Annotated in this window: 8 protein-coding genes; 4 read left to right on the forward strand and 4 right to left on the reverse strand. The window is 42.4% G+C overall.

The features are described 5' to 3' along the window. The first annotated feature begins 7 nt into the window (after positions 1 to 7). The 3 genes from QUA70_RS13155 to QUA70_RS13165 are packed head-to-tail and all read left to right on the forward strand — an operon-like array spanning position 8 to position 9170. Complete coding sequence (locus tag QUA70_RS13155; RefSeq protein ID WP_333347466.1) at positions 8 to 3283, forward strand: FkbM family methyltransferase; 3276 nt, start codon at positions 8 to 10, stop codon at positions 3281 to 3283. 25 nt (positions 3284 to 3308) lie between these two features. Further along, on the forward strand, positions 3309 to 8135 hold the full coding sequence (locus QUA70_RS13160; protein ID WP_333347463.1) for an FkbM family methyltransferase: 4827 nt from the start codon (positions 3309 to 3311) through the stop codon (positions 8133 to 8135). 6 nt (positions 8136 to 8141) lie between these two features. Further along, entirely contained in the window at positions 8142 to 9170 is a 1029-nt protein-coding gene (locus tag QUA70_RS13165; protein WP_333347460.1) for an FkbM family methyltransferase, read from the forward strand. A 5-nt stretch (positions 9171 to 9175) separates the two neighbouring features. Here QUA70_RS13165 and QUA70_RS13170 read toward each other — a convergent pair whose 3' ends face one another. The 3 genes from QUA70_RS13170 to QUA70_RS13180 form a co-directional block, all read right to left on the reverse strand. Beyond that, positions 9176 to 11416 (reverse strand): O-linked N-acetylglucosamine transferase family protein, encoded by a 2241-nt coding sequence (locus QUA70_RS13170; protein WP_333347457.1) that lies wholly within the window; start codon positions 11414 to 11416, stop codon positions 9176 to 9178. 128 nt (positions 11417 to 11544) lie between these two features. Continuing rightward, complete coding sequence (locus QUA70_RS13175) at positions 11545 to 12096, reverse strand: type IV pilin-like G/H family protein (protein WP_333347454.1); 552 nt, start codon at positions 12094 to 12096, stop codon at positions 11545 to 11547. A gap of 131 nt (positions 12097 to 12227) precedes the next feature. Further along, the gene (locus tag QUA70_RS13180; protein WP_333347451.1) at positions 12228 to 13550 is read right to left on the reverse strand and encodes a class I SAM-dependent methyltransferase; all 1323 of its coding nucleotides are present in this window, start codon (positions 13548 to 13550) and stop codon (positions 12228 to 12230) included. A gap of 189 nt (positions 13551 to 13739) precedes the next feature. Here QUA70_RS13180 and QUA70_RS13185 point away from each other — a divergent pair, with 189 nt between their 5' ends. After that, on the forward strand, positions 13740 to 13928 hold the full coding sequence (locus tag QUA70_RS13185; protein WP_333027353.1) for a hypothetical protein: 189 nt from the start codon (positions 13740 to 13742) through the stop codon (positions 13926 to 13928). Positions 13929 to 13966: 38 nt separating this feature from the next. Here the strand turns inward: QUA70_RS13185 and QUA70_RS13190 are convergent, their stop codons facing one another. After that, complete coding sequence (locus tag QUA70_RS13190; protein ID WP_333347447.1) at positions 13967 to 14182, reverse strand: putative toxin-antitoxin system toxin component, PIN family; 216 nt, start codon at positions 14180 to 14182, stop codon at positions 13967 to 13969. Between the last annotated feature and the right edge of the window lie 158 nt (positions 14183 to 14340).

Genomic DNA, 14340 nt, shown 5'->3' on the forward strand with positions numbered 1-14340 from the left:
ATCGAATATGGGCATAGTACGCATGGGGCCACCAATAGAAATCATCTCCCAACTAAAAGAAGCTTACGGGATTAATAATTTTATTGAAACAGGAACTTATCAAGGTCATACAGCATACTGGGCAAGCCAAGTATTTGAACAAGTTTTTACAATTGAGTATTCTCAAGACCTTTATCAAAAAGTTACCGAAAAATACGGTCATATCAAAAACATAGACTTTTTGTACGGTGATACCAGAAACCTTCTTGATAATACAGTATCACAACTTCAAAGCCCAAGTTTATTCTGGATAGACGCTCATTGGAGCGGAGGGCAAACCTATGGAGAAATCGATGAGTGTCCCTTACTCGCAGAAATCGAAATAATCAACCGCTCCGACTGCGAACACTTTATTTTTATTGATGATGCCCGATTGTTTTTATCTCCTCCACCTCCGCCCCATTCACCTCAACATTGGCCGGATATTAGCGCCGTCCTAAATTTGTTGAATTCAGGAAAAAACAGCAGGCATATTGTAATTATTGATGATGTTATTATTGCTGTTCCGGCGCGGGCAAAAGAACTAATTGTTCAGTATTGCCAAGATTTGCTCAAAACTTTAGGCAATACAGGCAGCGGGAAACAGGAACAAAATCATCAAAGCACTGGGGTGTCTGCTAATAATATCAATCAGGTAGAGTCTATCAATAACTATGAATTAAAGATTATAGAAAATTTTATTGCTTCCGGTAATGTGGTTTTCGATATTGGCGCAAACATAGGTAGCTGGACAAATCAAGTATTAAACATATGCCCCGACGTTAAAATCCATTTGTTTGAGCCAGCACCGCCGATATATCAAACACTTCTACAAAACCTCGCTGAACCGATTAAAACAGGTCAACTCGTGTTAAACAACTTGGCAATAGCACACCAGCAGGAAATCAGGGAATTTTATTATTACGATAAATTTTCTGGATGGAGTACATTTCACCGCCGATTTGAAATCGAAAAACAATATAATATTCAGTCGCCTCAGCCATTTCAGATTTTAACAGCTACCCTTGATGATTATGTCCAAGCAAGGGGCATAAAGCGAATAAATTTCTTAAAAATTGATACAGAAGGCGGCGAACTAGAAGTCCTTCACGGAGCAACTAACCTCTTACAAAAAGGCAAAGTAGATTATATTCAGTTTGAGTATGGTGGAACATTTGTCGATGCCAACATCACATTAAAACAAGTCTTCGAGCATTTACAAAAATTTCGTTATACAATCTTTAAAATACGACCCAATGCTTTACAACCCTTACCCGAGTTTTTACCAGAATATGAGAATTACGAGTATAGCAACTTTTTAGCGGTGAACGAGAGGTTCACAGCTTTGATTTTGAGTCAAGCACCAAATCTGCTCGATTTGCAGCAGCTTTGCGGAAAACATTCTGTTACACCGCGCGGGATTATTCACATTGGGGCACACGAAGGCAAGGAAATTGCAAGATACCGAGCAATGGGGGTGCAAAGGGTACTGTTTGTTGAAGCCAATCCTGCTGTCTTTGAACGTTTGAAAACGAATATAGCGGGTTTTCCTCACGTGCTAGCGGTGAATTGTGCAGTTAGCAACATCAACGGCACAAGCACATTGTATGTAACTTCTATGGATCAAAGCAGTTCTATCTTACCATTGAAGGATCATCAAAAGTTTTATCCAGAAATCAAGGAAGTTGAGCGTGTAGTTGTGGAGTCGAGAACTCTGGATACACTTCTAGAAGAACTTCAAATTAATCCCGCAGATTTTAATATATTAAACATTGACATTCAAGGTGCAGAGCTGTTGGCTTTGCAGGGAGCAACCAACGTTCTCAGACACATAGAAGCAATAAACACGGAAGTTAATTATGAAGAACTCTATGAAGGCTGCGCTTTAATTGACGAAATTGATGATTTTCTGGAGAGGTGCGGTTTCGATCGCGTAGCAACGACAACACCGTTCCATCCATCTTGGGGCGATGCGTTTTATGTGAAAAAGCCCGCAGTCACAATGTCCACGCTGGGTAGAAACGGACGGTTTGCCAATCAAATATTTCAGTATGCCTTCTTGAAAATCTATGCCAAAGAACATAACTTGAAAGTAGAGACGCCAGCTTGGATTGGTCAATATCTCTTTGGTTGCAAGGATTCGCCCATTTCTCAAGAGTTACCCGTAGTTACCGAACCCACCAATAAATTGTCAGCAGCTCGCATCCCTAATGCGAAAGAAATATTTAAAAGTGTGAACTTTTGGGGTTATTTTCAATATCACACAAAGTATTACAAACCGCACCAAGAGTATTTTCGCTCCCTGTTCAAACCTGTACGGGAAATAGAAACGAAAATGAAGGAAGCGATCGCTCGTCTGCGATCGCGCGGCAAAACGATCGTCGGTTTGCATTTGCGGCGGGGAGATTATGGCTACAGCGATTTCTTCATCGCACCGAGCGAATGGTACAGAGAATGGCTAAAAGGTTTGTGGGAAACTCTGGATGAACCAATACTATTTATTGCCAGCGATGAACCGGAAAAAGTTTTAAGGGATTTTGAGGAGTATAATCCCATCACGGCAAAAGATTTAGGTTTGGAGTTACCGGAAGCAGAATTTTATCCAGATTTTTATTTATTGAGCCAGTGCGATATCACAGCAATTTCAAATAGCTCATTTTCCTTTGCAGCTTGTATGCTCAACGAAAAAGGCAAATTTTTCTTTCGTCCGCACTTGTCTGCCCAAAAACTCATTCCTTTCGATCCGTGGAATAGCGAACCAATTTTGCGGAATGTCAACGTTATCGGCTCTACTAACGAAATTAACCCCGAATTAATAACAACTGCGAAAACAATTAATCTTGACTTGATTGAAGAAACGATCCAGAAATTAAACCTCAGAGAACTTAATTTAATCATTTTCCCAAATTGGCATCAGCCAGAAGAGTATCTCTCTGACGAGTTGTCAGGAGTCATCAAAGCTGTTTTGGGTCATCGCGATCGCGATCGCATCACTCTACTGATAGACAGTAGCGAGATTGATGAAGAGGATGCTAACCTTATTTTGTGCAATGTTACCATGACTTTGCTGCTGGAAGAGGATTTAGATGTTGGCGAGGTGCCGGAAATTACCTTAATCGGACAGATGAGCGAAATACAATGGGAAATTCTCTGGCCCAGTCTCCGGGCTCGCATTGTATTAGAGCAAGAAAATAAACAGATGGCACACAGAGCAGGTAACTTACCGCATTGTAAAATAGAAAACTTCGCCCATATCAAATTATAAAAACTAAGTTTAAGCGGGTGCAACTATGAACAATAATGTTTTTCAATCGTCGTTCAACAGGATAATTCCACCTGAGATTAAAAATGATGGATTTTATCGGGCAATTCAAAGGATTGTTCAGAACGAAGATATTAAAACTGTCTTAGAAATTGGCTCGTCATCGGGAGAAGGAAGTACAGAAGCATTGGTGACAGGGATTCGGCCAAATCCGAACAACCCAACGCTATTCTGTATAGAAATTTCACTACCTCGCTTTGCGGAACTAAAAAAGAGATATGCTAATGATGATTTTGTCAAGTGCTACAACGTCTCTACTGTTTCTTTAGAAGAATTTCCCGAGGAAGAAGAAGTTATTAACTTCTACAACAACATTAATACAGGTTTAAGAGGTTACCCACTCGCACAGGTAATAGATTGGCTGCGAGATAATATAAAATATGTTGAAGAATCCGGGGTTGAGCAGAACGGCATCAAAAAAATAAAGCAAGAAAATAACATCGATATTTTTGATGTAGTGATAATAGACGGCTCTGAATTTACGGGACGAGGGGAACTCGACGAAATATATGGAGCCAAGTTTATTATGCTTGACGACATCGATACGTTTAAGAACTATCAGAATCATTGCAGATTACTTTCAGATTCCAACTATGTACTGGTAGAGCAAAATCTATTTTTGCGTCACGGTTATTCGGTTTTCAAGAAGACTGAAGCAATAGAAAAAAATCGCCAAGTTTCCGATATGCCCCTACATTTTTTCACAATCGTTCTCAATGGACAACCGTTTATTCGTTACCATATCCAAGTTTTAAAAGAGTTACCTTTTCAGTGGCACTGGCATATTGTTGAGGGTGTAGCAGACTTGAAGCACGATACAGCTTGGTCTTTAAACTCAGGGGGAAAAATTGCGGACGAAATTCACAACAACGGACGCAGTAATGACGGAACTGCTGAGTACATTGACGAACTGGCAAGACAATACCCTGAAAACGTTACAGTATATCGCAAACCGGCAGGTGTTTTCTGGGATGGAAAACGCGAAATGACGAATGCGCCATTGACAAACATTAGAGAGGAATGTTTGCTGTGGCAATTGGATGTAGATGAACTGTGGACAGCCGAGCAAATTTGTACTGCGCGGCAGATGTTTATCAATCATCCTGAAAAAACAGCAGCTTTCTACTGGTGCTGGTATTTTGTTGGAGAAAATCTGGTTATTAGCACTCGCAATTGTTATGCTCAGAATCCTCAACAAGATTGGTTGCGTACTTGGAGATTTAGGCCGGGAGCATTTTGGGTCGCACACGAACCCCCAATATTAGCGGAACCCAATCCTGACGGTTGGCGCGATGTGGCTGCGGTCAATCCTTTTTTACACGAAGAAACTGAAGAAGCCGGGCTAATTTTTCAACATTTCGCTTACGCCACAATAGAACAGTTGCGTTTTAAAGAGGAATACTACGGTTATGCTAATGCTGTTGCTAAATGGACCCAGTTGCAGCGGCAAACGAGATTCCCGGTTTGCTTGAGTCAGTATTTTCCCTGGGTTAAAGATTTAACGGCGGTCGATACTGCAAAGGCTTGTGACATTCAGCCGATCGCGCTGAAAGAAAAAGATAGCAATACCTGGAAGTTTGTACAAGTACCTCAGCAACAAAAGTCTGCCAAACCTCAAAAGCCATTTCCCCAAATAATTGTAGACGGCGTATTTTTTCAGCGCTATAAAACTGGAATTGCTCGGGTATGGAAGTCTCTCTTAGAAGAATGGGTAGAAAACGGTTTTTCCGAACACGTAGTTGTTATTGACAGAACGGGAACAGTGCCGGAAATTCCCGGCATCCAGTACCGTCCTTTGCCTGGTTACAACTATGACACAGTGGATGCCGATCGCGCAATGCTACAGCAAGTTTGCGACGAACACAGTGCAGACTTATTTATCTCGACTTACTACACAACTCCCCTATCAACTCCCTCTGCATTCATAGCGTATGACATGATTCCAGAAGTTGAAGGAGTAAATTTAAGTACACCGATGTGGCGTGAAAAGCATTTCGGGATTCGCCACGCATCTGCATACATCGCAATTTCCGAAAATACAGCCCGTGACTTAGTAAAGTTTTTTCCAGATATTGCCTCAGATTCAGTAACTGTAGCTCATTGCGGAGTTAACAGTAAATTTTCACCAGCGAGTCCAGAGGCAGTTAATCATTTTAAAAACAAGTACGGTATATCAAAGCCATACTTTCTTTTGATCGGGCCTGGAATCGGCTATAAGAATGGAACTTTGTTTTTCCAGGCTTTTGCTCAACTTGAAAGCAGACAAGGGTTTGAAATTGTCTGTACGGGTAGCGATTTGTTATTAGATACAAAGTTTAGAGACTATACATCAGGTTGTGCGGTGCATATCGTACTGCAACTGAGTGATGAAGAGTTGATAGCTGCTTATTCCGGTGCTATTGCACTGGTTTATCCGTCGAAGTATGAAGGTTTTGGCTTGCCTGTGCTGGAGGCTATCGCTTGTGGATGTCCAGTCATTACTTGTGCAAATGCGTCTATACCTGAAGTCGCAGGAAAAGCCGCATTATATGTGAACGATACTGATGTTAGCGGACTGGCGAATGCGCTTTGCGAAGTGCAAAAACCGGATGTTCGCAAGGCCTTAATTGCTGCCGGTCTCAAACAAGCGCAAAATTTTTCGTGGTCGAAAATGGCGAAAACGGTGAGTTTGGCTTTGATAGATGCAGCATTCTTGCCTTTAAAGCTGCGGTTAATCAATTTAATCGTTTTCCCAAATTGGCTAGCATCAGAAGAGACGATTTGCGAAGAATTTACACAAGTTATCAGGGCGATCGCTTTTCACCCCGATCGAATGAAGATGACATTACTTGTAGATACTGGCAACATTTCTGACGAGGATGCAAATCTGATTTTATCCAGTGTCACTATGAATCTGCTGATAGAAGAAGATTTGGACGTTACTGAGTGTGCCGAAGTTTCCTTGGTAGGACAACTGGAGGAAAAACAGCGGGAAGCGCTGTTGAGTCGCATCCAGGGTAGACTTGTCTTAGAGAACGAAAATAAACAGGCGATCGCAGCAGCAAAAGCAGAAAACCTTCCCTGCTGCGATCTCGCTAGCTTCAGTCGCAACCGAGCCGTCCAATCAGAAACAGGAGATTGGCAGTTCATTTTACCAGAAAGTGTATTTCTCACAATTTCTCAAAGACCCAATAATTTTAACGAAAAAACCCCCGCCCTTTTCTACTTAGAATACCTCCAAAGAAACTGTCCGACTATCGATTTAGATACCTTGTCGCGCGTAGCTTCAAGTCTTGAAAATACATCTTGGGACGAACCTGTATCAGCGACGGATTTAAACAATTTTGCTGTAGTCGCCTTGATAGAAGCAGAGCAGTGCCAGGAATCATCCCTCAAAGAAATATATATTAATACAGCTTTAGAAGCCTTAAAGAGTGCAGTAGATTTATACAATCATCCACTCTGTGCAGCTCATTTTGCCCTAGTTCTTGCCCTGACTGGAGAATCCGATGAAGCAATTAAAGAAGCTTTTCATTTTTTGGTATCCCTTGGTATTCAGCAGTCTGCTGGCAGCTCACTAGAAAAAATTCCTCCAGCTCTTGTTTATCTGCCGCCGACTGATAGTAGTTTGAAGATGTACCAAGCAGAACAGCTAACTCAAATTTTACAAGCCGAAGACGCTCGCAGTCAATCGATATTATTGTTAATTGAAGCACTAGGTCGATCGCAGATAATTTCTTACAATGAATTCGGAATGAGGCTGCTGCACCTAACGGCTCAAGTTTTACCAAATTCTGGTTCCATAAATTTAAAAATAGGAGTATACAGTCTGCTAAACGATCAATCGGAAGGAGTCATGTATTTGCACCGTGCCAAACAAATTTCCTCGAATTCCGCACCCGTGCTGCAAGCTCTATACATCGCCTCTAAAGATTTAGAGCAGATAGAATATGCCCAGGAATGGCTAAATTTTGCTCGACAATTGGCTCAACAGCATCCCAATTCTCTAGAGTGGAGATGGACTGAATTAGAAGTTAACAGTCCCTTCACTTATGTGCCTTTTGAAACTCAACTTTTATTGGCAGTTGAACCGAGGTTTTACGGTTGTATAACCAGCAGCGTATTGATTGCCGAAACAGACTGGTTTGAAAAAGAAATGGAATTTTGGCGCAGTGCAATCGCACCAGGCATGACTGTTATCGATGTGGGTGCTAATGTAGGAGTTTACACCTTTAGCGCTGCTCTGCGAGTCGGTTCCCAAGGGCACGTGCTGGCAGTAGAGCCTTTTTCTGGCTGCGTTAGCTATTTGCAAGAAACCTGTAGAATAAATCATCTAAACTGGGTGAAAGTCTGTGCCGGTGCTGCCAGCGATCGCTCTGGAACAGTTCGCTTATCTCTTTCCCCTGCCAGTGAATTAAACAAAATCGCCACTGGCGAAGCTGTCGCAGAAATGCAGCCAGACTCTTTTGAAGAAGTCACCTGCTTTACTCTAGACAGCTTGATGGAGCAGGAAAACTTGAGCCGAGTAGATTTCCTCAAAATAGATGTTGAAGGTCACGAACTGTCAGTATTGACAGGCAGCGACAGAATATTATCTGAATTTGCTCCCGTCATTATGTATGAAAATATTGTTGCCGGAAGTAAAGACAGCAATTTACCTGTTGCTGACTACCTTAGAGGGAAAGGATATCAATTATTCCGCTATCAACCTTACCTGCAAAAACTAATTCCTGTAAACTCCGCCGAGGAGTTGCACGGAAACATGAATATCATCGCTTTACCCCCAAATCAAAGTTACCTATTAACTCAAGAATAATCAGTTTTGGAAAAAGAAAAGGATACTTTGATTATGACATTTTTTATTGAAAGTTTAAAGAAAAGCGGTCATTTAGAACAAATTAACATGACAGTTTGTAATGTTGGCTGTCGTAAATTAACAAGCCAAGATGACTATGGCAGCCAGGGATGGAATATTTTTGCACCTCGCCTGACTATCTACGGTTTTGATGCAGATGCAGACGCTTGCGAAGCCGCCAATGCTGACCTTGAAGCACGACAAGTCAATTGGACTGAAAAACATATTCCTCTAGCCTTAGCAAAGTCTGTAGGTGAATCTACACTTTATGTCACACAACATCCCATGTGCAGTTCGCTTTATCCACCGAATGAACCTTACTTGGAGCGTTTTTCAGGACTACCCGAACTTGTGAACTTAGATTTTTGTATTGAACTTGAAACCACCACTTTAGATGAGTTCTGCCAGCAGGAAGGAATTGATGAAATAGATTTCCTGCAAATTGATGTTCAAGGTGCTGAAGTTTTGGTATTAGAAGGTGCAGTAGAAATTTTAAAACGAAGTATTCTAGCTGTTCAAGTTGAAGTCTCGTTTTCAAATTTATACTTAAATCAACCTTTGTTTGCAGATGTAGATATCTATCTCAGGAACCAAGGTTTTACACTATTTGATTTAACAGGTGCTCGCCGTTTCCGCAGCCATTCCCCTATTGGTTCAACCCTCCGCGGCGGACAATTACTGTGGGGAGATGCGTTTTACTTCCGCGATTTAATTGGAGAAGACATTGATCCAAATATGACAACACCTGACAATATTCTTAAATTGGCTTGCATTGCCGATATTATGAATTTCCCGGACTACGCTTTAGAATTATTGGAATATCTGACTTTGCAACATGGCAATAACCCCCAATATAACTTTGCCAACAATATCATTGAGGGCCTAGCTCAATTTCCCGAGCTAGTCAAGCAGGGACTAGGTTCCCTGCCTATCGTTGCCAGAATTCGGGATTATATTAGTGATTGTGATATTGACTCGTTTGAGAGTATAGCTTAATAAGGCTAACTTTGGAGATAGATTTGCCACATCTGCTCGTATGCTTTTTCCATCTCTCGCGTAAACTGCTGGGCATTCCAAAGCGGAGCAGTTTGCCTTGACTGCCGCAGTTTCCACGAAATTTGTTGCCGCAAAGCAGCATCTTTCCCTAAGCGAATTCCCCATTCCACATATTCTTCATCAGTCCAAGCAATTCCCTCTGTTACCCCTGCATTCATCATCATAGTATAGCTGTTGCGCGCCGCAAATTGCTGCCCGACTCGCGTCACCAAGGGAATGCACATCCAAAGAGTTTCTAGAGTAGTTGTGGCTCCATTATAAGGATAAGTATCCAGAACTACATCCGCAATACCTAAGTTAGCTCGGTGAACTTCCTCTGAAGTAACTCTTGGCAAAAATCGCAGACGATCGCCCTCCAAACCCTCTTCTTCGGCTAGCTGGTTAAAGAACTTTTGAATCGATTTTTCATCCGCTACCCCTTTGATTAGAAAGTAACTGTTCGGGACTTCTTTTAAAATTTTCATCTGTAATCGCGCTGTATCGGCATGTCGTTTGTAACCGATCTGATTACTCATATATACAACAGCTTCACTCTCAATGTTCAATATATCTCGACGCAAATTTGGTATCCCCACCTCAAAACCATTCACAGCAATATAAGTTTGTGGCAAGCGCCAGATTTTTTCACTGTAATAATCCTGTGCTGATTGCGGCAGCACGTAGGGATCGGCCATAAAGTAGTCAATACTAGGTAATCCCGAAGCATCCCAACCTAGCCATGTAGCTTGAATGGGTGCAGGTTTCATAGCCATCACCTCACAATTAATATCTAAAGTAATGCTGTCAATATCGATTAAAATATCAATTTTATCTTCAGCTATTTGCTCAGCAATATTGACGGCCGACAGACCGCAGTTGTAAGCTTTGTCAACCTGATTTGCATACCATTCCTCTAAAAAGTGAGTTTTCTCTTTATAGTTGATAAAATAACCGTGAATTTGAAAGCTATGGTGGTCGTGGTACTGAAATAGCCATCGGGCTAGCCAGCCCACAGAATGCCGCCTCAGGCAATGAGATAGATAGCCAATCTTTAAAGGCTGATGATAAACGCTGTTGCTTCTCCGTGCTAAATGTTGCTGTCGGGAGCGTTCTATCTGTTCTCTGGCATAAATTTCAACATTAGCTTGGCATAAATGAGACAATTGGTTGCGAATTTGTCTGTCATGCGGGGGATTATCCTGAAAGTACGGAAAAAAGAAACTGGTTACAAACAGCTTGTTGACTGTAGTCGATCCAATATCTCTTGGCTGTTCTGTTATTAGTAACTCTAGCCTTTGCAACAGTTTCTCGATTACCGAAACAGCTTCTTTCCAGTGCCCACCTGCACTCATTAACCCCCGCAAAATTAAGTGTTGAGCATAAACTTGATTGGCTAAATCAGTAGCGACAGACTCGAACAACTTAGCTGTCTTTATCCCTTCCTCGTACAGACCGAGATTCTGATAGAAACAAGCCAGGTTGTACAGCAGCTCAGGATGCTCTGCATCTAGGCGCAAACCCAACTGAATGAAGCGTACTGCCAGTGCAGGCAGTCTTAACAAGTAGCCAATTTCTACAGAAGTTGCTACTATAATGCTGATATAATCTTCAGGCTTAGAGACATGAGCCAGACAAGCTTCTGCAAACTTCAGTGTCGCCGGCTGCGCGGGAGTGCCATTCAAAACAATTTGCAATACTTGCATTAATAGCTCGGCATCTACCTCTATCCCTGGCTGTAACTGGAGTATCTCTATTAAACCATAAGAAGTTAGTTCGTCGGCTGTAAAAATCTCAAGGTAGACAGAAAGAGCGATCAAACGCAGCAAATTGTTAACATCTTCGGGATTGATTTCCCGCAAATGCTGTCGTATCGTCCAAGCAACAGAGTAGTCGGACAAAGCTTCCCTACGCTCTGTTTCTGTTTCCAGCACCTTGAACAGTTCGGCTGTCCATTGTTCAACTTGTTCCGGCTCTCCCTCTGCTATGCCCAGCAACCAAGTCGTCTGAGCTTCAGCTTCATGCCCCTGCAACAGCAACGCCAAACCCAAATGCCAGTAATATACCTTGACAGTCGGTTGTGCTGCAATAGCCTCCTCGTACAGCTTCGCAGCCTGATTATAATTTCCTTCAATAAAGTATTTATAAGCTTTCTGTTGGTGCAAATCGACCTGCTCAGTTAATAAAATTTGAAATAGCGATACTAGCATCTAGATTATTAGAGTGCGATCACTAAAAATTTTTATAAGATAAATGGGTAGGGTCAAGAACACTACCCACTCGTTAAAAAAGGTTGAAACTAAGCTTACAGGAAAAAATTTCCCGTTTCACACCAGTTCTACTTGGCCACTATGGTATAGTCAGCGTTGTTTTTACAGGCTAGATCGGTGTCCGAATTGTCTACTGCGCCAACTATTGTTGGAGTGAAAACACCAGCAACTTGTTTCTCGCACAATACAGCTGTGCTAGTTTTTTCCGTAGCGCCAGCTTGTTTAATTAGAGACACAACTCCAATGTACGCTTTGAGTGACTGAACTTGGGATGAAGCTAGATTTCCAACAGTGCTAGTAGTTTTGTCAACAGTTCCTGGTTCGATAGAGTATTTGTAATTTGTAGTTTCAGTGCGGATACCAAGCCCCAACTCCTCAACTTTACCTAGGAATTGACCGTTTTCCGCAAATGATGCTTGTTGTGCTCGGTTCATCGAACCAGAGTACTGCTTAGCCTCTGACTGCTTAGCTTTGTTGGCTTGGTTTAGGAAGGATGGCAAAGCAATGGCAGACAGAATGCCAATGATGATGATCACGACCAGCAGCTCAATCAGCGTAAAACCCTTGTCTCCCTTTTTGTTGAGGTGTTGCAAGAACTTAGCCTTAAATTCAGTCTTCATATGTCGTTTCTCCTAGAGGGGGGGATGCTTGATTTCTAACTCTTATACGTAACTTACCCACTATCGATCGCTTTTATATCACCCCGGGCAAAGTTTTTTTGGAGCAGGCGGACTGAAACGCACAGTGACGCTCAAGCGCGCTCCAAAAGCACGTACAGAAAGGCTTCTAGATTAGTTAATAGTTCCTTGATCTCTTCAAAAGCCTTTTCTTGGCTGACCCGATCAAGGGTAACGGGGTCTACTGGTCTGATTTTGAGCCACCTATCCACGAGGGACATCATAGACTGCGCTCCGTCCCACAGAGGCAGTAAGCAAGCCGCCATACTGCTCTCTATCCCGATCGGTACTAAAGTAGGCAAAGTGACATAACTGCTAATTTCAAAAGGTTTTTGGTTGCCAATGGAGTCAATCAGGTCTGCTCTAGGCTGCGGTGTCCTGAGCTGAGGATGCAGATGCACTTTTGACTGCTGCCAGTCAGCTAAAATCCAGTCCGAAACAGGCACCAACGAATGAGTTTGGTTGGGATGAGCGCACCAAAAGTCAAGCAGGCGGTGAACGGGATGTAACAGTTCAAACAGATGTAGCCGCTCTTCGATAGAAATTTCCGGCAAGCTCATTCCTAGAAATGCCGGTAGGTTATCTGACTCTTTGAACAAATCAGTCACGTCCCACTGCCGCCAATTCACCATGCTAATAAATTCTAACTCCGCCTCTGTTAATGCTCTAAACACTTCAGGAATAGTAAAACCTTTATCTCCTATCAACAAATAGTTGGCCAGCATCCACTCGTCTGTTTTTTCACCAGTATGAATCCACGATCTTGCCTTGATAACAACCTCATTCTTGAGGGATTCTACTATTTCTCGGGCTAACCCAATCTCCATTTCTGTTGGGTTTTCATCCATTAAACCCATAACTTTAAATGCTTTTTGAACGTCCAAAAATGTACTGCGCTGGATGGAGCTGTGGAGGTTGGTGCGAATAATTCCATCTGGTTTCAAAACAGATTTCATGGCTTGCAATCCGACAACTGCGTCTGGTAAGAGATAAAGCACCTCGTCAGTGTTGATATAATCAAACTGCTGGTTTAAGCTAGGCAGTTCCTCAATTGACAGAGCATGAAACTCAATATTCTCAAAGCCGTGATATTGCAAGCGCTGTCGAGCTAGCTTAACAGACTCTTCGGATAAATCGATGCCAACAATTTTGGCTCCCGGATTTGCCTCTGCCAAAATTAACGATTTGTACCCGCTGCCGCAGCCGGCATCTAAAATAACTTTTCCTTCAGTTTCTATGACTTTCTGATTTCTTATATAGTAAGCTGTTACCAAATTATGGAGATAGAGAGTCTGATAGTTATTCTTAGGAGATGTCTCTAGGGGAATTCGAGGATAAGGAGCATTGTCAAATTGTTGACGAATTTTCTCTATTAACTCTGATTCTTGGGTATCCATTCTTAATCGCTCCTGATGTTGCTAAATTGTGCTGGGGTACTGCCTATTCTAAGATGTAAAGGTATCTGATCTGCGCCTCGCTTGGGAAAAGCGATCGCCCCCCCCTCACGTCCCAACTGCAAGCCCACCCCCAACACATACTTGCAATAATAGTCGGAAAACCAGATTATATAACCAACGACCACCTCCATGAACACCAACATCAGCCCCATCCTCAAAGTATTCACCCTATCCGCCGCCCTTTCCCTAGCCATCAAGTACGCAGGGCCTAGCTTATCCATACCCTCAACCGACCTCAACGCCCTAATCGCCGTCTTTTCCCCCAGTCTGATCCTAGCAGCTATCCTCGGCTGGCGATCGCGCCAACAGCCAAGATAGGGGCGCGATCACCCCTATCGCAGCTTGATACTTTACTCTCAATCCTCCCCCTCTTCTAAGATTTGATCCAGAAAACCAGAAACTGAAACAATCTTAGTATTGCCCAAAGTTTCTACTTCAGTAAAATCTCGATCGCCAGTTATTAAAAAATTTGCATTACCAGCCAAAGCACAAGCGAGAAATTTAGCATCTTTCCTATCCCTCGGAAAATCTATAGCCTTTCTCAGAAAGATGAGGTATGATGTTACTGACACTTATTCATGAGGGTCAAACAGAGAACACACGATGAATGAACTATAATTATATGGTTCAGTAAAGCCACGCGAAAGCGATAGCACACATAATAGCATTTTTCTGACAGCACGATCTGGTTGACTTACAACACGTTTACTTGTACCAAACTTCATACATT

It is taken from the genome of Microcoleus sp. LAD1_D5 (assembly GCF_036702115.1).
Taxonomy (GTDB): domain Bacteria; phylum Cyanobacteriota; class Cyanobacteriia; order Cyanobacteriales; family Microcoleaceae; genus Microcoleus.